Source organism: Allobosea sp. NPDC055594 (assembly GCF_053618995.1).
The window spans coordinates 55,388-72,382 of sequence record NZ_JBSHIO010000008.1 but is presented as its reverse complement, the minus strand read 5'-3'; the positions used below and the strand labels follow the sequence as shown (position 1 = coordinate 72,382).

Annotated in this window: 19 protein-coding genes and 1 riboswitch; of the genes, 5 read left to right on the top strand and 14 right to left on the bottom strand. The window is 67.6% G+C overall.

What is annotated here, in order from left to right; genetic code table 11:
* Positions 1–13 precede the first annotated feature (13 nt).
* From ACWGRX_RS17195 to ACWGRX_RS17185, 3 genes are read right to left on the bottom strand one after another with little or no spacing between them, the layout of a single operon-like run.
* A complete protein-coding gene (locus tag ACWGRX_RS17195) occupies positions 14–775 on the bottom strand; it encodes a class I SAM-dependent methyltransferase (RefSeq protein ID WP_452118533.1) in 762 nt (253 codons plus the stop codon).
* 4 nt (positions 776–779) lie between these two features.
* Entirely contained in the window at positions 780–1,136 is a 357-nt protein-coding gene (locus ACWGRX_RS17190) for a DMT family protein (protein ID WP_291641960.1), read from the bottom strand.
* A 54-nt stretch (positions 1,137–1,190) separates the two neighbouring features.
* Positions 1,191–1,451, bottom strand: a complete 261-nt coding sequence (locus tag ACWGRX_RS17185) for a SemiSWEET family sugar transporter (protein ID WP_291641958.1) — start codon at positions 1,449–1,451, stop codon at positions 1,191–1,193.
* A 164-nt stretch (positions 1,452–1,615) separates the two neighbouring features.
* Between ACWGRX_RS17185 and ACWGRX_RS17180 the strand changes: the two genes are divergently transcribed.
* On the top strand, positions 1,616–2,794 hold the full coding sequence (locus ACWGRX_RS17180; RefSeq protein WP_452118532.1) for a lytic murein transglycosylase: 1,179 nt from the start codon (positions 1,616–1,618) through the stop codon (positions 2,792–2,794).
* 174 nt (positions 2,795–2,968) lie between these two features.
* On the opposite strand, the gene ACWGRX_RS17175 is transcribed toward ACWGRX_RS17180, so the two are convergent.
* The 3 genes from ACWGRX_RS17175 to thiB are packed head-to-tail and all read right to left on the bottom strand — an operon-like array spanning position 2,969 to position 6,219.
* On the bottom strand, positions 2,969–3,667 hold the full coding sequence (locus ACWGRX_RS17175; RefSeq protein WP_452118531.1) for a thiamine ABC transporter ATP-binding protein: 699 nt from the start codon (positions 3,665–3,667) through the stop codon (positions 2,969–2,971).
* Positions 3,660–5,195 (bottom strand): ABC transporter permease family protein, encoded by a 1,536-nt coding sequence (locus tag ACWGRX_RS17170; RefSeq protein WP_452118530.1) that lies wholly within the window; start codon positions 5,193–5,195, stop codon positions 3,660–3,662. The genes ACWGRX_RS17175 and ACWGRX_RS17170 overlap by 8 nt, the downstream gene beginning before the upstream one ends.
* A gap of 4 nt (positions 5,196–5,199) precedes the next feature.
* Positions 5,200–6,219 (bottom strand): thiamine ABC transporter substrate binding subunit, encoded by a 1,020-nt coding sequence (gene thiB / locus ACWGRX_RS17165; protein WP_452118529.1) that lies wholly within the window; start codon positions 6,217–6,219, stop codon positions 5,200–5,202.
* 57 nt (positions 6,220–6,276) lie between these two features.
* Positions 6,277–6,388, bottom strand: a riboswitch (TPP riboswitch).
* Positions 6,389–6,509: 121 nt separating this feature from the next.
* Between thiB and leuB the strand changes: the two genes are divergently transcribed.
* Positions 6,510–7,619 (top strand): 3-isopropylmalate dehydrogenase, encoded by a 1,110-nt coding sequence (leuB, locus tag ACWGRX_RS17160; protein WP_291641948.1) that lies wholly within the window; start codon positions 6,510–6,512, stop codon positions 7,617–7,619.
* A gap of 98 nt (positions 7,620–7,717) precedes the next feature.
* Here leuB and ACWGRX_RS17155 read toward each other — a convergent pair whose 3' ends face one another.
* Positions 7,718–8,827: a branched-chain amino acid ABC transporter substrate-binding protein gene (locus ACWGRX_RS17155; RefSeq protein ID WP_291641946.1), complete on the bottom strand. Its 1,110-nt coding sequence runs from the start codon at positions 8,825–8,827 to the stop codon at positions 7,718–7,720.
* 334 nt (positions 8,828–9,161) lie between these two features.
* Between ACWGRX_RS17155 and msrP the strand changes: the two genes are divergently transcribed.
* Together msrP and ACWGRX_RS17145 are read left to right on the top strand one after the other, a co-directional pair.
* Complete coding sequence (gene msrP, locus ACWGRX_RS17150; RefSeq protein ID WP_452118528.1) at positions 9,162–10,118, top strand: protein-methionine-sulfoxide reductase catalytic subunit MsrP; 957 nt, start codon at positions 9,162–9,164, stop codon at positions 10,116–10,118.
* A gap of 127 nt (positions 10,119–10,245) precedes the next feature.
* A complete protein-coding gene (locus tag ACWGRX_RS17145; protein ID WP_452118527.1) occupies positions 10,246–10,809 on the top strand; it encodes a methylated-DNA--[protein]-cysteine S-methyltransferase in 564 nt (187 codons plus the stop codon).
* A 426-nt stretch (positions 10,810–11,235) separates the two neighbouring features.
* On the opposite strand, the gene ACWGRX_RS17140 is transcribed toward ACWGRX_RS17145, so the two are convergent.
* The 3 genes from ACWGRX_RS17140 to ACWGRX_RS17130 all read right to left on the bottom strand — a co-directional run bounded on the left by ACWGRX_RS17140 (position 11,236) and on the right by ACWGRX_RS17130 (position 14,334).
* Positions 11,236–12,126, bottom strand: coding sequence for a LysR family transcriptional regulator (locus tag ACWGRX_RS17140; protein ID WP_291641940.1), 891 nt, complete (start codon positions 12,124–12,126; stop codon positions 11,236–11,238).
* A 141-nt stretch (positions 12,127–12,267) separates the two neighbouring features.
* Entirely contained in the window at positions 12,268–13,233 is a 966-nt protein-coding gene (gene trxB, locus ACWGRX_RS17135) for a thioredoxin-disulfide reductase (protein WP_452118526.1), read from the bottom strand.
* Positions 13,234–13,338: 105 nt separating this feature from the next.
* On the bottom strand, positions 13,339–14,334 hold the full coding sequence (locus ACWGRX_RS17130) for a mitochondrial fission ELM1 family protein (RefSeq protein ID WP_452118525.1): 996 nt from the start codon (positions 14,332–14,334) through the stop codon (positions 13,339–13,341).
* 152 nt (positions 14,335–14,486) lie between these two features.
* Between ACWGRX_RS17130 and ACWGRX_RS17125 the strand changes: the two genes are divergently transcribed.
* Positions 14,487–14,951, top strand: coding sequence for an Lrp/AsnC family transcriptional regulator (locus tag ACWGRX_RS17125; RefSeq protein WP_291636234.1), 465 nt, complete (start codon positions 14,487–14,489; stop codon positions 14,949–14,951).
* A 4-nt stretch (positions 14,952–14,955) separates the two neighbouring features.
* Here ACWGRX_RS17125 and ACWGRX_RS17120 read toward each other — a convergent pair whose 3' ends face one another.
* The 4 genes from ACWGRX_RS17120 to greA form a co-directional block, all read right to left on the bottom strand.
* Complete coding sequence (locus ACWGRX_RS17120; protein ID WP_452118524.1) at positions 14,956–15,453, bottom strand: hypothetical protein; 498 nt, start codon at positions 15,451–15,453, stop codon at positions 14,956–14,958.
* Entirely contained in the window at positions 15,446–15,913 is a 468-nt protein-coding gene (locus ACWGRX_RS17115; RefSeq protein ID WP_452118523.1) for a hypothetical protein, read from the bottom strand. The genes ACWGRX_RS17120 and ACWGRX_RS17115 overlap by 8 nt, the downstream gene beginning before the upstream one ends.
* 7 nt (positions 15,914–15,920) lie before the next feature.
* Entirely contained in the window at positions 15,921–16,403 is a 483-nt protein-coding gene (locus tag ACWGRX_RS17110) for a hypothetical protein (RefSeq protein WP_452118522.1), read from the bottom strand.
* A gap of 68 nt (positions 16,404–16,471) precedes the next feature.
* The gene (gene greA, locus ACWGRX_RS17105) at positions 16,472–16,945 is read right to left on the bottom strand and encodes a transcription elongation factor GreA (RefSeq protein ID WP_291636242.1); all 474 of its coding nucleotides are present in this window, start codon (positions 16,943–16,945) and stop codon (positions 16,472–16,474) included.
* Positions 16,946–16,995 lie beyond the last annotated feature (50 nt).

Sequence of the window (16,995 nt, the reverse complement as noted above, 5' to 3'; positions counted from 1 at the left end):
CTTGGTGGGCGAGTCAGGTGATCTCGGCGAGCCGGGTATCGAGCGACAAAACGAGGCACCAATGTGGCTCGAAATCTGCACCGAGCGGCCAGATCTGTTCCTTGAAGATCGCGAGCATCGCCGCCTGATAGCGTTCGAACCAGTCCCTCTGGCAGAGCACGAACTTGGTCGCGCCGACAATGCTCTCGCGATCGATGATGCACAAAGGAACGATGCCGGGATTGGCTTCGAGATAGTCCTGCACCGCGACCATCAGCGTCGGATAGCCGGGGTGCAGCATGTCGTCGAGCACGACCAGCCCACCCTCGGCGAGGCAGGCGGTGGCGAGCGAAAGGTCCTTCGCCAGCGCGGCGCGCGAATGCTCGCCGTCGACATGGATGAAGCGCAGTCTTTCGCCTCGCGCATGGGCGATCAGCTCGGCCGATGCCATGGCGCCGGCATCGCCCTTGATGGTGACGCGGCGCTCGGGCGCGATGCCGTGTTTCAGGCAGTTGGCCTCGAAGCGGTCCTGCACCTGCGGATTCGGCCATTCGAAGATGTCGATGCCGAGGGCGAGCTCGCCGGGCTCGAGCGCATGCGCCAGCGCGATGAAGAAGCGGCCCTCGAAGGCGCCGATCTCGGCGATCGGGCCGCCAACCCCCTCTTCGGTCTGGAGCCGCAGCAGCCTTGCGCAGATCGCGGCGGCAAAGCGCGAGGACATGCCGACGACCCGCTCATAGCCATCGGCAAGATAGGCTTCGACCGCGGGGTGGCCGGAAGCGGGATAGCGCGCCATTGGATCAGGCCTTGCCGTTGAAGATGAAGAAGGCGCCGGCCGCGATCAGTGCGAAGCCGATCGCGTGGTTCCAGCTGAGCGATTCCTTCAGCCAGAATACCGAGAACAGCGCGAAGACGCAGAGCGTGACGACCTCCTGGATCGTCTTCAGTTCGGCGGCCGAATAGACCCCGTGGCCGATGCGGTTCGCCGGTACGGCAAGCATGTATTCGGGCAGGGCGATCATCCAGCTCGCCAGGATCGCCAGCCAGATCGCCGAGCTCTTGTAGGAAAGATGCCCGTACCAGGCGAAGGTCATGAAGACATTGGAGGCGATCAGCATGACGATCGGCAGGAGATGCGCGGTCGTGATAGCGGGCATGTCTCGGTTCCCTGGTGGGCTGGCTCTGAAGTCTCGAAGTGGCGTCCGCGCGTCTCAGCCGTGGCGCAGCTTCATGGCGAGAATGACCGAAACCAGACAAAGCGAGATGGCATTCGCGCCGATCAGCGGCCAGGAAGCGATCAACAGGCCATAGAGCAGCCAGAGAACGATGCCGCTGGCGAACATCGCCTGGGTCCAGAGCGAGATGGCGCGGGTGTCGCGGGTCCGGATGGTCTGCACGGCCTGCGGCAGCCAGCACAAGGTCGTCAGCGTCGCGGCGGCGAAACCGAGTGTCTCGATCAGGGCGGTCTGCATGGCTGGTCCGGGGGCGATTCGCGCTTCTGCGCAGGCATAGATCAGGACGTGCCTGCGCGCGACAGACAAGGCACGAAGCTGGCTCAGTCACGAAAAGCCGCATGGTTAACCTCCTTTAACCGCAGCGCCCTAGTTTCGTGCCATTCCTGCGATTCGGTGGACCCATGCGCGCTCTGATCCTGGCCTTGCCTTTCGTCCTCGCCGCCCCGGCGGCCTTCGCCAATTTCGACAGCTGCGTCGCCGGCCTCCGCTCGGCCGCCGCTGCCAAGGGCGTCTCCGGCGCGACCTTCGACCGGGCCATGGCCGGCGTCACGCCCGACATGAAGATCATCGAGGCGATGAACAACCAGCCGGAGTTCAAGACGCCGATCTGGGACTATCTTGGCACGCTGGTCGACGATGAGAAGGTCGCCGAAGGGCGGGCCATGCTGCGCCAGCACGCCTCAACGCTGGCGGCCGCCGAAAGCCGCTTCGGCGTCGACCGGCACACCATCGTCGCGGTCTGGGGCGTCGAGAGCGATTTCGGCAAGGCCAAGGGCCGCTGGCCGCTGGTCCAGGCGTTGGCGACAGGCGCCTGTCTCGCGCCGCGCCGCAACGCCTTCTTCCGTGGCGAGCTGATCTCGACTCTGCAGATCATCCAGCGCGGCGATGTCCGGGCCGACCGGCTGGTGGGCTCCTGGGCCGGCGCCTTCGGCCACACCCAGTTCATTCCCTCGACCTATCTCAGGCTCGGCGTCGACGGGGATGGCGACGGGCGGCGCGACCTCGTCGATTCGATCCCGGATGCGCTGCATTCGACCGCGAACTTCATGGACAAGGCCGGCTGGGTCACCGGGGCGACCTGGGGCTATGAGGTCAAGGTGCCGCGCAGCTATTCCGGCGCGACCGGGCGCAATCCGAAGCGGCCGGTCTCGCATTGGGCGGACCAGGGCATCGTCAAGTTCGACGGCTCGGCCCTGAACGGCACGGGCAATGCCGGCTTGCTGATGCCGGCGGGGCGCAACGGTCCGGCCTTCCTGGTCTTCAAGAACTACGATGCCGCCTTCAGCTACAACGGCGCCGATTCCTACGCGCTCGCCATCTCGCTGCTTTCCGACCGGCTGCGCGGCCGGCCGGGCGTGCAGGGGCAGTGGCCGACCGACGACCTGCCGTTGTCGCGCGAGCAGCGCCGCGAATTGCAGCGCCTGCTGATCGCGCGCGGCTACAATGTCGGCGAGCCGGACGGCGCTGTCGGTTCGCTGACGCGGGCGGCGATCAAGGATGTCGAGGGCAAGATCGGCATGGAGCCGACAGGCCGGCCCGGTGAGAAGGTGCTACGGGCGCTGAAGGGCGGGCGGCTCTGAAGCTTGCCGCTCTCACTTTGAACCGGCGCCGTCATCCCGGACAAGCGGCGTAGCCGCGCCGCTCCGGGATCCATCGTAGAGCTCCGGCGCTCTACGATGGATCCCGGCGCTCCGCTTCGCTACGGCCGGGATGACGCGGTGTTTCCGCGCCAAGACTGCGCAGTGCGAAGAATCTCAAAGGCCCAGAAACCGCCTGACCGGCTCCGGGCCGTCCTGCGCCATCAGCCTTTCCCACGGGCCCGCCGCCTCGACGCGGCCATTGGCGACAAAGGCGAAGAGGTCTGCGGTGTCCGCCGCCTCCTCCGGGGTGTGCAGCGTCATCAGCACGGTCAGCCCATGGGCGCACCGGAGCGCATCGACGCGTTCGATCATCTCGCGGCGCAGGCCGGGATCGAGCGCGCCGAAAGGCTCGTCGAGAAGCATGAGCGGCTTGCCGCGCAGCAAGGCGCGGGCGAGCGCGACGCGCTGGCGCTGGCCGCCTGACAGCTCCGCCGGCCGCCGGGAGGCTAACTCTGCCAGATTGACCTCCGCCAGCACCGCCGCGACTCGCTCTCTTTCGCCGGCGTCGAGTCTGAGCGAGGGCTTCAGTCCTAGCGCGACATTCTCGGCCGCGGTCAGATGTGGGAAGAGGTTGTGGTCCTGGAACAGGATCGAGACCGGCCGCTGCGCCGGGGCCAGCGGCAGCAGATCCTGACCGGCAAAGCGCAAGGAGCCTGCCTCGGGCTGTTCGAAGCCGGCGATGGCGTGGAGCAGCGTCGTCTTGCCGCCGCCGGATGGGCCGATCACGGCGCAGAGCGCGCCGGTGGGTACCGTCAGCTCATAGCGTGCTGCGAAGCCGGGATAGCGCAAGGCGAGGCCGGCGATCTCAAGCATGGCGCGCGCTCCAGCGCTGGGTCAGGAAGGCAAGGCCGCCGGCGCTGAGGACGAGCACCAGCGCCAGAGCCCCCGCCTCGTCGATGCGATAGGCGCCGAGGCGGTTGGCGAGCAGATAGGGCAGGGTGGTCAGCTCCGGGCCGCCGAACAAAGCGATGACGCCGAAATCGCCGAGCGAGAGCGCCGTGGCGAAGGCGAAGGCGGCGCCGAGTGCGCCGCGCAGCGCCGGCCATTCGACGAGGCGCAGCCGGTTCCAGCCGGCGAGTCCCAGGCTCTCGGCCAGCCGACCATGCCGCTCCGCGCTGGTGGCGAGCGCCGGAGCGAGCAGGCGATAGGCGTAAGGAAGGGCCATCAGCGCATTGACCAGCGGCACCAGCACCAGGCCGAGCGAAGCGGGGTCGGCGAGGCCGCGCAGCAGGACATAGAGCCCGGCGACGAAGGCGAAGGGCGGCAGGCCGAGCAGGGCGAAAGCGGCGAGATCCGGCAGGCGCGAGCGCTGCGGCAACCGGCGCGCGCTGCTGGCGAGCAGCAGAGCGAGCAGGCAGGCGAGCAGCCCGGCCGTGACGGCAATGACGGCGCTGGTTGCGGCGGCGCGGACGAACTCCGCGGAGGCGAGGCTCGGCAGATGAGCGAGGCCGCTCGCGACGCTGAGGAGCGGTGGCGCGACCAGCACCGTGCCGAGGGCAAGCACGCCTGCATCGATGCCGCGCATGGTGCGAAGATCGGGCCGCGGCGCGCGGTGTCCGGCGCCGGCTTCGGCGCGGGCCCGCGGCGTCAGTGCGCTGAGGCTTGCGGCGAGGCCGAGGCAGATCACGAGCTGCAGGCCAGCTAGAGCGGCAGCGCGGACGAAGTCCGCCTCGAAGCGCACGGCTTCATAGATCGCGACCTCCAGCGTCGCATTGGCCGGCCCACCGCCGAGCGAGAGCACGATGGCGAAGCTGGTGAAGCAGAGCAGGAATACGAGGACGGCAAGCGCCGGCGCCTCGCGTCGGATCACCGGCCAGTCGAGATGCCGGAAGCAATCGGCGGCGGTGAAGCCGAGGGCCGAGGCGAGCCGGCGCCGCTCGCCTGGTTCGCGTTCGAAGGCGTGGAGCAAAGCGCGCGTCACCAGCGGCATGTTCATCAGGACATGGGCGAGGACGATGCCGTGGAGCCCGTAGATCGAGGGCGGCTCGGCGCCGATGCCGCGCATGAGCGAGCCCAACAGCCCCGAGCGGCCATAGATCGCGACCACGCCGAAGGCGATGACGATGGTGGGCGCTACCGCGGCGGTGGTGAGCAAAGCGAGCAGCAGCTCGCGGCCGGGAAAGCACCGGCGCAACAGGGCGAGCGCGAGCGCGGTGCCCAGCAATAGAGAAAGCAGCGTCGAAAGCGCCGCCTGCAGCCCGGCCGAGGCGAGCAAGCGCGCGAGATAGGGACCGAGCGTCAGCAGGGACGCGAAGTCGGAGCCGGCCCGCGCCAGGCCGATGAGCGAGCCGCAGGCGAGGGCGAGGATCGCGAGTGCGGTGAGCGTGGCCGGCCGGAGCAAGGTCTCAGCGGCTCGTCGCGGCGAGCCAGGCGTCGATGAAGGCCCGGCGCTGGCTGCGAACCGTTTCGGGCGCGACCAGCAGCGTCTTCTCCGGCCTGATCACCTCGGCGAAGGAGGTCGGCAGGCCGGTTGCCGGCTGCTTCGCCGGCATCATCCAGTTACCCTCGGGGATCAGCGACTGGAAGGCGTCGGAGAGCATGAAGGCGAGGAAGCGCTTCGCCAGCTCGGGCTGTTTCGTCGCCCGCGTCATGCCCGCGAGCTCGACATGGAGGTAGTGCCCCTCCGTGAAGGGCGCGGCCTTGTACTGCGTCTTCTTCTCGGCGCCGAGATGATAGGCGGGCGAGGTCGCATAGGAGAGCACCATGTCGGCCTCGCCCTTGAGGAACAGGCCATAGGCCTCCGACCAGCCCTTGGTGAAGGTGACGATGCGCGGCTTCAGCTTGCCCCAGGCCGCGTCGACCTCGTCGCCATAGACCGCCCGCATCCAGAGCAGGAAGCCGAGGCCGGGCGCGGAGGTGCGCGGGTCCTGCAGCACGAGCTTCGGGCCCTTGGGGTCGTCGACGAGCTGCTTCAGGCTCTGCGGCGGCGTTGCGAGTCTGGTGGAATCGTAGACGAAGGCGAGATGGCCCCAGTCGAAGGGCAGAAGCGTATCGTCGGTCCAAGGCGTCGGCAGGGTGAGCGTCGTGCTGTCCTGGCCATGCGGCTGGAACAGGCCGGTCGCCTTCGCTTCGGCGGCGAGGTTCATGTCGAGGCCGAGTACGAGATCGGCTCTGGTCGTCTCGCCTTCCAGCTTCAGCCGGGCGAGCAGCGAGCCGGCATCGTCGGCAGCGACCCAGTTCAGCGTGCACTGGCACTGCGCCTCGAAGGCGGCCTTGACCTTGGCGCCGGGGCCGTATTTCCCGGTGAAGGAGGAATAGGTGTAGACGCTCAGCGCCGGCTTCTCCTGCGCCAGCGCCGGCGCTGCGAAGAGCAGTGCTGCCAGCATTCCGGCGATCAGGCCCGTTCTGCCGCTCAGACCAGTCATGACGTCCCCGCATGCATCGTTGGGGTTCTGACGGGGAGGGCTGTGCGTCGCCCGCTGCGGGCGACGATGCTCAATCCCTCCGCCGGCACGACCCGGATCAGGTTCTACGGGTCGTGGCGCCCTTATGCGCCCCTCTCAGCCCGGCTGCCGGGCACCCCGTTGAGGCCCGTCAGGGATAGGCTTCCGCGGCGCCCAAGTCCAGCCTGCGGCTTGCTTCGCCGGGCTTCCGCCCGTAACCAGCGCGCAGGGGCGCGAAGGCCCTGAAGAGAACAGCATTCCGAGAGGCGACCATGGCGAACCACAAGCTCCTGCTGCTCCCCGGCGACGGCATCGGCCCCGAGGTGATGGGCCAGGTCGAGAAGATCGTCTCCTGGTTCGAGAAACAGGGCGTCGCGTCCTTCTCGATGGAGCGCGGCCTCGTCGGCGGCTCGGCCTATGACGTCCACAAGGCGGCGATCTCGGAAGGCGACATGAAGCTCGCCCAGGAAGCCGACGCCGTGCTCTTCGGCGCGGTCGGCGGGCCGAAATGGGCCGATGTCCCCTATCAGCACCGCCCCGAGGCCGGCCTGCTCCGTCTGCGCAAGGATCTCGGCCTGTTCGCCAATCTGCGTCCGGCGATCTGCTACCCGGCGCTGGCCTCGGCCTCGTCGCTGAAGCCGGAAGTGGTCGAGGGCCTCGACATCCTGATCGTGCGTGAGCTCACCGGCGGCGTCTATTTCGGCGAGCCGAAGGAGATCGTGACGCTCGAAGACGGCCAGAAGCGCGGCGTCGACACCCAGCTCTACACCACCGGCGAGATCGAGCGCATCGCGCGCGTCGCCTTCGAGCTGGCGCGCACCCGCCGCAACAAGGTCTCCTCGGCCGAGAAGCACAACGTCATGAAGACCGGCGTGCTCTGGAAGCAGACGGTCGCCGCGCTGCACGCTGCGGAGTACAAGGATGTCGAGCTCGAGCATGTGCTCGCCGACAATTGCGCGATGCAGCTGGTGCGCTGGCCGAAGCAGTACGACGTCGTGGTCTGCGACAACCTGTTCGGCGACATCCTCTCCGACGTCGCGGCGATGCTGACCGGCTCGCTCGGCATGCTGCCCTCCGCCTCGCTCGGTGCCGAGGATCCGGCGACCGGCAAGCGCAAGGCGCTCTACGAGCCCGTGCACGGCTCGGCCCCCGACATCGCCGGCAAGGGGCTCGCCAACCCGATCGCGATGATCGGCTCCTTCGCCATGGCGCTGCGTTATTCCTTCGGTGCCGGCGAAGCGGCCGACCGTCTCGAAGGCGCGATCGCCGATGTGCTGGGTGCCGGCACCCGCACCAAGGACATCGCGGCGCCCGGCGCCAATGCCGTCTCGACCACCGAGATGGGCGAGGCCATCATCAAGGCGCTCGAAGCCCGCGGCTGAGGCGATTTATCGCCGTATGCGTGGTCCCGGCCGGGGCCGCGCATATCGGTTCAAGATCAGGGCCGGTGCGGAGAGGTTTCCGCACCGGCCCTTTTTCGTTAGTCGACGGAGACGATCTTGCCGTCTTCCCATTTGAACATCGAGAAGGCCGGCGAGCTGAGGTCGCCATTCTTGCCGTAGGACAGCTTGCCGATCGCGGTCGGCACGGTCATGCCGGATTTCAGCGCGGTCGCGACGGCTGTGGCGCTGTCGGCCTTGCCCACCTTCTCGATGCCGGCCTTGAGCACTTCCACGGCGGCATAGGCATTGAGCGTGAAGGCCTCGGCCGGAATGCCCTTCGCCTTCAGCGCCGCCACGGCCTCGGCCGAATCGGGGCTCTTCTGGGCGTCGGTCGCGTTGGTGAACAGCGAGCCGGCGGCCGATTTGTCGGCGATCGCCCAGAATTCGGTGTTGGAGAGGCCTTCGCCGCCGATGATGGCGGCCTTGATGCCGGCATCGCTGAGCTGGCGGGCGAGCAGGCCGCCTTCGGGGTGGTAGCCGCCGAAATAGATCAGGTCGATATTGGCGGCCTTCAGACGGGTGATGACGGCCGACAGGTCCTTCTCGCCGGGCGTCAGCGTCAGATAGAGCGCTTCCTTGACGCCGCCGTCATTGATGCCCTTCTTGAAGGAATCGGCGAGGCCCTTGCCATAGGTGCCCTTGTCGTGGAGCACCGCGATCCGCTTGTCTTTCAGGTTCTTCAGGACGTATTTGGCCGCCACTTCGGCCTGCTGATCGTCGCGGCCGCAGGTGCGCAGGACATTGCTCAGGCCGCGGCTGGTGAGGGCCGGGGCGGTCGCGGTCGGCGTCACCATCAGCGCCCCGTGCTCGGCGAGGACGTCGGAAACCGCCATCGCGACGCCGGAGGTCACCGGGCCGACGACGAACTTGATCTTCTCGCCGACCAGGAGGTTGGCGGCGGAGACGCCCTGCTTGGGATCTCCGGCATCGTCGGCGAGCTTCAGCACCACCTTCTCGCCGAGGATGCCGCCCTTCTTGTTGATTGCCTCGATGGCGGCTTCGGCGCCGTTGCGGACCTGGTCGCCATAGGCGGCGACGGCGCCGGTCAGCGGCGCGATCAGCCCGATGACGATCTCGGCGCGGGCCGGCAGAGCGGCCAGAAGGGTGGCGGCGAAGGCCGTTCCGACCAGGAATTTCAACTTGCCCATCGCAATCGTCTCCTCAAGGTTGGTGCAGCTTCCGCCCGTGGTTTGGCCGCGCTGGTCGGGGACGCGCGACAGGCCCTTCCTCCGAAAGGCCCGAACTCTCTACCGAGCGGAGCTGACTGTCCGACCATTGCCGAAATTTCTAGCATGCGCCTGCGATCCGGGCACGCCCTGCCGGCGAGCATGGCGAGCATGACCGCGATGCAAGAGGGATGGCGCCGCCCGGTGGCCCCGCTGCGAGGCGCGACAGAGCGCCGCTGATCCTCTCCCCCTCGTGAATTGCGCATCGGATCACGCTGTGGACTAGCTGCCCCGGACAACCGGAGTTCGTCATCCGATGCTGATCAAGAGCCGTCCCGGCTGGGAAATCCCCGAGAGCGAGGCCACGCCGGAGACGGTCTTCCTCGATCGTCGCCGCTTCATCGCAGCGGGCGCCGGGCTGATCGCGGGCTCCGCCTTGCCGGAGCTGGCCTTCGCCCAAGGGCCGGAGCCGACACTCGATCTCTATCCCGCCAAGCGCAACGCGGCCTACACGCTCGACCGGCCCGTGACGGAGGAAGAGCTGGCCGCGAACTACAATAATTTCTACGAGTTCGGGACCTCGAAGGACGTGGTCGCCTCGGCGAAGCGCCTCAGCACCCGGCCCTGGACGGTGACGATCGACGGGTTGGTGGAGAAGCCCATCGAGATCGGCATCGACGAGCTGATCCGGAAGATGCCGCTGGAGGAGCGGCTCTACCGTTTCCGCTGCGTCGAGGCCTGGTCGATGGCGGTACCCTGGACCGGCTTTCCGCTGAAGAAGCTGGTCGAGCTCGCCAAGCCGCTTTCGGGCGCGAAATACGTGCAGATGCAGACCTTCATGAACCCGCGCGTCGCGCCCGGTCAGTCGCAGCGCTGGTATCCCTGGCCCTATACGGAGGGGCTGACCATCGCCGAGGCGACCAATGAGCTCACGCTGATGGTGACGGGTATCTACGGCAAGCCGGTGCCGAACCAGCACGGCGCGCCGATGCGGCTGATCGTTCCGTGGAAATACGGCTTCAAATCGGTCAAGTCGATCAACAAGATCAGCTTCGTCGCCGAGCGGCCGAAGACCTTCTGGGAAGGTTTGCAGGCCTCCGAATACGGCTTCTGGGCGAATGTGAATCCGGAGGTCTCTCATCCTCGCTGGAGTCAGGCGAGCGAACAGGTGCTGGGTTCGCGCGAACGGCGGCCGACCCTGCTGTTCAACGGCTATGGCGAGCAGGTCGCCGAGCTCTACAAGGGGCTGGAGAAGGAACGGCTCTGGGCCTGAGTTCGCGCATGGCTCCGCGTCTCGTTTGTCATCCCGGAGCGCCGCGGCCTCGCCGCTCGTCCGGGTTGACCAGGGAGGGGGCAGAAACCGGGTGCCGTACCGCCTTCGCCTGCGTTAGCTTCGGGCCATGCAAAGCTTCTGTCTCTTCGAAACCGCGATCGGCAGCTGCGCCCTGGTCTGGCAGGGCGAGACGATCATCGCCGCGCAATTGCCGGAGCATGACGAGGCCACGGCGCGCAGCCGGCTCGCCCGGCGTTTTCCCGAGGCGGGCGAGGCTAAGCCCGTCGCCTTCGTGCGAGAGGCGATCGCCGATATCGTCGCCCTGCTCGCGGGAGAGCAGCGCGACCTTTCCCATCTGCCGATCGATCTCAGCGCCACGCCTGAGTTCAACCAGCGCGTCTATCGCGTCACGCTGGCGATTCGGCCCGGCGAGACGCTGACCTATGGCGAGGTCGCGGCGCGGATCGGCGAGCCCGGTGCCGCGCGTGCCGTCGGCGTGGCGCTCGGCCAGAACCCGATCCCGATCATCGTGCCCTGTCATCGCGTGCTGGCGGCCGGCGGCAAGACCGGCGGCTTCTCGGCCGATGGCGGCGTCGAGACCAAGCTTCGAATCCTGACGATCGAGAAGGCGCGGACCAGCGCCGAGCCGTCGCTGTTCGATTCGCTGCCGCTGGAAGCCCGGCGGCGATAGGGCAGCAGGCCAATCCAACGAAGAGCGCGGTGTCATTCCTGGCAAGCCGCGAAGCGGCGCAGCTCCGGAATGACGGTAGTCGTCGGGCTGTGGCCAAGAAAAAAGGCCGGCGTCCCGAAGGAGCCGGCCTAGAAGTTTGAAATATTCGGCGCAAGCGCCAAACATCTCAGAGGGGAACGGCTGGAACGAACTCAACGCCGGGAGGAGAATGCGGAGCCCGTTCCGAACAACCGTGAGCACAATATCGAGCAGGGCCTGCTTTTTTGCAATGCAGCATTGGGCGGGGCGGCCATGCGTCCATGGCATGATGAAATGCTAGAATTTGACATAATTGCCATAATTGACGTTTGGCAATGCATCAGAGGCGGGACGGGCGAGCCCGTCGCCGGGTTTTCGGGCAGGCTCTGCCCGTCAGATAGTCAGGGCTCAGAACGTCCAGCGCTGGGCCTTCTGGATAAGAAAATCCCGGAAAACCTGTACTCGGGCGACCGATTTCATCTCTTCCGGATAGACTAGATAGCTTTCCAGCTGCGGCATCTCCGTCTCGCGCATCAGCTGCACGAGTGGCGAGCCCGATTCGATCAGATAATCCGGCAGGATGGCGATGCCGGCCCCCGAGTCGACCGCCCGCTTCATCGCCGTGATGTTGTTGACGGTGAGATGGATCGGGCGCGGATTGCGCTGGTCGCGGCCAAGCGTGCCGAGCCAGTGCACGGCGGTCAGATAGGATGGCGAGGTGTTGCCGAATGAGAGCAGCCGGTGATTGTCGAGATCCTCATAGCTCTTCGGTTCGCCGAAGCGCTTGATGTAGGCCGGCGAGCCGTAGACGTGGAAGTGCACGGTGAAGAGCCGGCGCTGGATCAGGTCCGGCTGCTGCGGCTGGCGCAGGCGCAAGGCGATGTCGGCCTCGCGCATCGAAAGGTCGAGCTCCTCGTCGGTGAGGATCAGGTCGACCTTGATGTCGGGATAAAGATCGAGGAACTCGGCCAGGCGCGGCGTCAGCCAATGGCCGCCGAGCCCGCGGGTCGCGGTGACCTTGAGCTCGCCGGACGGGTGCTCGCGCGTTTCCGAGAGCTGGGCCCGCGTCCGCTCGAGCCGCTGCGTCATCTCGCGGGCGGCGCGCCAGAGCAGCTCGCCCTGCTCGGTCAGGATCAGGCCACGGGTATGCCGATGGAAGAGCGGGGCGCGCAGCTCGCGTTCGAGCGCGCCGATCTGACGGCTGACTGCGGACTGGCTCAGCCCAAGCCCGTCACCGGCCTTGGTGAAGCTGCCCGATTCTGCGACCGTGTAGAAAATACGGATGCGGTCCCAATCCACCGCTTTCCTCCCCCGTTATGCATTCAGCGCATGATGGGAGGGTGGGTGCGAGAGGTCAATGTTTCCTTTGCCGGATGCCTGATTTTTAGCCCTTAAACTAGTGGCGTGATCCATCAGCAACACTGATGGATCACGGGGACCTCACTCGGCGGCCTCGCTGAGCTCGCTTTCATTGGCGGCGAGCCAGCGCTCGGCATCGAGAGCGGCCATGCAGCCCAATCCGGCGGCGGTCACGGCCTGGCGGTAGTGCTCGTCGGTGACGTCGCCGGCGGCGAAAACGCCGGGGACATTGGTCTGGGTCGTGCCCCGCGTGACTTCGAGATATCCCGATTCGCGCATGGCGAGCTGGCCGGTGAAGAGCTCGGTGGCCGGCTTGTGGCCGATCGCGACGAACACGCCATCCGTCGGCAGGTCCTGCTGCGCGCCGCTCTTCAGATTGCGCAGGCGGACATGGGTCACCGAAGGCGGCTGCGTGCCGCCGAGGATCTCGGCGACTTCCGAATCCCAGACCACCTCGATCTTGGGATGCTTGAACAGGCGGTCCTGCATCACCTTCTCGGCGCGCAGCGTGTCGCGACGATGGACAAGGGTCACCTTGGCGGCGAGGTTGGCGAGATAGAGCGCCTCCTCGACGGCGGTGTTGCCGCCGCCGACCACCACGACCTGCTTGTTGCGGAAGAAAAAGCCGTCGCAGGTGGCGCAGGCCGAGACGCCGAAGCCCTGGAAGCTCTGCTCCGAGGGGAGGCCGAGCCACTTGGCCTGGGCGCCGGTGGCGATGACCAGCGCATCGCAGGAATAGGTCTCGCCGCCATCGCCCCAGAGCCGGAAGGGCCGCTGCGAGAGATCGACGCGGGCGATATGGTCGGAGACCATCTTCGTGCCCATGTGCTCGGCCTGGGCACGCATCTGCTCCATCAGCCAGGGGCCCTGGATGACGTCGGCGAAGCCGGGATAGTTCTCGACATCGGTGGTGATCATCAGCTGACCGCCGGCCTGCATGCCGGAGATCAATACCGGCTCGAGCAAGGCGCGGGCGGCATAGATCGCGGCGGTGTAGCCCGCGGGGCCGGAGCCGATGATCATCACCTTGGCGTGGGTATGGGCCATTCTCGTCTTCCTCTACCGGCCGTGCCGGTGAATTTCGGTCTCTTCCGGCCTCGCCGGCGATATCGCCTGGTCGGCCGCAACCGGACATATCGGCATCGGGGCGCGTCAGTCCAAGCCTGTCACCGCCCTGTGGCGGCGCCAGGCCTCGTCGACGGCCCGCGCGATCGCTTCCGTCGAGTCTAGCGGCTGGTAGCGCCCGCCTTCAAGCCGGCCCTCGAAGTGATGCACAGCGCCATAGGCCTTCAGCGCCTCGAGGAACTTCGCCAGCCGGGCATGGCCGCCATGCGGCTCGAAGACCAGAATGGGGACACCGGTGGCGGCGGCCTCGCCGATCATGTTGGTCGAGTCGGCGGTGACGACGATCGCATCCGCCAGCGCCAGCAGCGGGACATAGGGGTTGGCGCCCGTGCCGTCCCACCACCAGCCGCCATGGCGTTTGAACACGGCAGCGACCGCCGCCTCGAGCGCCGGCGGCGTGCGGCGAGAGCGCGAACCCATCAGGGCAACGCCGGAGGCGGCGAGGGCCTCGAGCCGGGCGGCGAAGGCCTGGACATCCTGCGGCCGGAAGCGGTGATGGCGGCTGTCGCCGCCGACCAGGACGGCGGCGCGCGGCGAGGGCAGGGCGGCGAGCGCCGGCGGCGGCGCTGCGCGGGCGGCGGCGAGTGCGGCCGGGGCGAGGCGGTGCGGCGAGGTGATCGTCACCAGGACATTGTCCCCGCGCAGACGATCGTGCTGCGGCACCCAGATCAGGTCGGCGGCGCCGGTGCCGGTACGGGGGTCCTTGAGGAAGACGGTGAAGCTGCGCCCGTTCGAGGCCTTCTTCAGCGCGCGCAGATAGGCGACGGCGCGCCGGCCCGAGGCGATGGCGATATCGGGGAACGGTGGGCGCAGCGGGCTGTCCGGCCGGTCCGGCGCCTCCCGCGGATCGATCGGCCCGCGCGGCATCAGCCAGGCCCAGGGCCGGCCCGGGCGGACGCGGCGGATTTCGGGGACGAGGCCGAGGCGCTCGGCGACGCCGAGACACTGGACCTCGTCGCCGGCCTTGCCGTCGGTGAGCACCCAGAGAGTGGGATTTGGTTCGGAAGGCCGATACTCGCCCAAGAATGATGTCCCCGACGCCCGCCGCTGTCCCGGGCAGCTTCTGGCCGCTCCCCGGGACGAGGTTCGAATGTGGCCATCCCGATGATGGCCATCGCCTTGTATCGCGTGGACACTGCGTCTACACCAGCGCGACCTTTTTCCCCGGAGGATCTGTGCGTTCCAAGCTCGACGAGATCGATCTTCGCATCCTGGCCGAATTGCAGCGTGATGGGCGGATGACGAATGTCGAACTCGCCAGCCGCGTCGGCATTTCGCCGCCGCCCTGCCTCAGGCGGGTCAGGGCGCTGGAAGAGGCCGGGGTGATCACCGGCTATCGGGCGCAGCTCGACGAGCGCAAACTCGGCATCGAGGTCGTCTGCTTCGCCTTCGTCCACCTCGCCAGCCAGGCCGAGGCCGATCTCGCCGCCTTTCAGAGCCGGATCCGCGACTGGCCGGCGGTGCGCGAATGCTGGACGCTCTCGGGTGACATTGATTTCGTGCTGAAATGCGTCGCGACGGACCTGAAAGCTTTCCAGGACTTCGTCAGCGACCTGACGGCGCTGCCCAATGTCCGCAATGTCCGCACCGCGCTGGCGCTCGACCGGGTCAAGGACGAGCCGATCGCGCCTCTGGACTGAGGTCTCAGCCGAGCGTCAGCTTCCTGATCCAGGCGGCGTGGTTGACGATGAGGCGCTCGACGCGGCGCTCGTCGATACCGGGTGAGAACCAGAAACCGGAATCGCCGGCCCCGTTCATCGACAGGACCGGATAGGTCGCCAGCACCTCGCCTTTGCGGCCGGTGACCGTGACCAGACTTTCCAGATAGTCCGAGGTCGCGCCGTCATCGATGTCGCCGCCGACATAGGTCGGCATGGTCAATCCGCGCACGGCGACCGTGAGCGTCGCGCCGCCAGGCTGACGCATCCCGGCGAAAGCGCGTGCCAGCTCTTGTTCGAGCCGGGTCCTGACAACCTCGGCGCGCGGGCCGACGCCGAGCTCGACCAGGCGCGAGACGTCGACGTGAATGGTGCCGATCGCGGTGCCGGGGTCGAGCGGCGGCGTGGTCTGGCAGCCGGTCAGCAAGGCCGCGGCTGCGCCCAGGACGAGCAGGCGGCGGGTCGGCAGCATCGTCTCACCCACCGAGGTAGCGCCTGATCCATTCTGCGTTGCTGGCGACCAGGGCGGCGATCCGGCGCTGGTCGGCGTCCGGCCGGTACCAGGCGCCCCCGGAGCTCGGCGCCATGATGGCGAGGACCGGGTAGCGGGCGAGCTCGCGCCCGTCGGTTCCGATCAGCCGGGCTTCGCTTTCGAGGCTGTCATTGCCGAGGGTGACGGCCTGTCCGCCGGCATAGCTCGTCAGGTAGAGCCCGGTGACGGTGACCAGCAGGGTCGCGCCATGGGCGCTTCGCAGGCCGGCGAGCTCGCGCTCCAGCATCGGCTTGATCATCGCGGCGGTGGCGCTCTGGCCCTTGGTTGCGAGCGGGCCAGTGTCGACGCGAATCGCGCCGATCGCGATGCCCGGACCGTGCCGCGACGTGGTCTGGCAGCCGGCCAGCAAGGCGGCGGCAGCGCCCAGGGCGAGCAGGCGGCGGGTCGGCATCGCGGTTTCAGCCACCGAGATAGCGCCTGATCCAGAGCGCGTTGTTCTCGAGCAGGGCCGCGACGCGCCGCTGGTCGATATCGGGCCGGTACCAGGCACCGCCGGAGCTGGAGAGCAGGGTCGAGCGGATCGGATAGCTGGCGAGCACGCGGCCGCGATCGATCAGCTCAATATAGCTGTCCATGTTGTCGTTGCTGTCGGAATCGCCGGGGCTGCCGCCACCGGCGAAGCTGGCGAGCCAGATTCCGTGCACGGTGACGTAAAGTGTCGGGCCGCCGCGCTGGCGCTGACCGCTGAGTTGGCGGGTCAGTTCCCGCTCCAGGGCAAGCGCGATCCGGCCGGCATTCTCGCCCCAGCCCTGCGGGCCGAGGCGGCTTGCATCGACGCGGATGGCACCGACCGGGAGGCCCTGAGCCAGGGCCTGAAACGAAGCGAGCCCGCCTGCGGCAAGCGCGGCGGACCCGGTGAGAAAAGCGCGGCGGCTGGTCATGGCGACTTCTCCGGCAGCAGGCATCCTCCTCAATCTAGGAGCTGCCGCCGGGCGGGCCAAGGAGCCTTTCAGCGGAAGGCGACGTCGACGACCTCATAGGACTTGCCGCCGCCGGGCGTGTTGACCTGGACGGAGTCGCCGACCTTCTTGCCGATGAGCGCGCGCGCGATCGGCGAGCCGATCGAGACCTTGCCCGACTTCACGTCGGATTCCGGCTCGCCGACGATCTGGTAGAGCTTCTCTTCCTCGGTATCGTCGTCGATCAGCTTGACGGTCGCGCCGAACTTGATCGTGTCGCCGCCGAGCTTCGAGATATCGATGATGTCGGCGCGGCCGATCAGCGATTCCAGCTCCATGATGCGGCCTTCGTTGAGCGACTGGGCCTCCTTGGCGGCATGATACTCGGCGTTCTCCGAGAGATCGCCGAGGGCTCGTGCCTCGGAGATCGCCTGGATGATCCGTTGGCGCTCGACCTGCTGCCTGTGCTTCAGCTCGACCTCGAGAGCGGCGAAGCCGCCCGCCGTCATAGGAACCTTGTCCATCGTCCCGTCCCAGTTCCGAAACGCGATGCGGCGCCGGCCGGACAAGTCCG

Excerpts from the sequence above, each read along its gene's own strand:
- ACWGRX_RS17195 (WP_452118533.1), bottom strand. The coding sequence starts at position 775 with ATGGCGCGCTATCCCGCTTCCGGCCACCCCGCGGTCGAAGCCTATCTT.
- ACWGRX_RS17190 (WP_291641960.1), bottom strand. The coding sequence starts at position 1,136 with ATGCCCGCTATCACGACCGCGCATCTCCTGCCGATCGTCATGCTGATC.
- ACWGRX_RS17185 (WP_291641958.1), bottom strand. The coding sequence starts at position 1,451 with ATGCAGACCGCCCTGATCGAGACACTCGGTTTCGCCGCCGCGACGCTG.
- ACWGRX_RS17180 (WP_452118532.1), top strand. The coding sequence starts at position 1,616 with ATGCGCGCTCTGATCCTGGCCTTGCCTTTCGTCCTCGCCGCCCCGGCG.
- ACWGRX_RS17175 (WP_452118531.1), bottom strand. The coding sequence starts at position 3,667 with ATGCTTGAGATCGCCGGCCTCGCCTTGCGCTATCCCGGCTTCGCAGCA.
- thiB (WP_452118529.1), bottom strand. The coding sequence starts at position 6,219 with ATGACTGGTCTGAGCGGCAGAACGGGCCTGATCGCCGGAATGCTGGCA.
- leuB (WP_291641948.1), top strand. The coding sequence starts at position 6,510 with ATGGCGAACCACAAGCTCCTGCTGCTCCCCGGCGACGGCATCGGCCCC.
- ACWGRX_RS17155 (WP_291641946.1), bottom strand. The coding sequence starts at position 8,827 with ATGGGCAAGTTGAAATTCCTGGTCGGAACGGCCTTCGCCGCCACCCTT.
- msrP (WP_452118528.1), top strand. The coding sequence starts at position 9,162 with ATGCTGATCAAGAGCCGTCCCGGCTGGGAAATCCCCGAGAGCGAGGCC.
- ACWGRX_RS17145 (WP_452118527.1), top strand. The coding sequence starts at position 10,246 with ATGCAAAGCTTCTGTCTCTTCGAAACCGCGATCGGCAGCTGCGCCCTG.
- trxB (WP_452118526.1), bottom strand. The coding sequence starts at position 13,233 with ATGGCCCATACCCACGCCAAGGTGATGATCATCGGCTCCGGCCCCGCG.
- ACWGRX_RS17115 (WP_452118523.1), bottom strand. The coding sequence starts at position 15,913 with ATGCCGACCCGCCGCCTGCTCGCCCTGGGCGCTGCCGCCGCCTTGCTG.
- ACWGRX_RS17110 (WP_452118522.1), bottom strand. The coding sequence starts at position 16,403 with ATGACCAGCCGCCGCGCTTTTCTCACCGGGTCCGCCGCGCTTGCCGCA.
- greA (WP_291636242.1), bottom strand. The coding sequence starts at position 16,945 with ATGGACAAGGTTCCTATGACGGCGGGCGGCTTCGCCGCTCTCGAGGTC.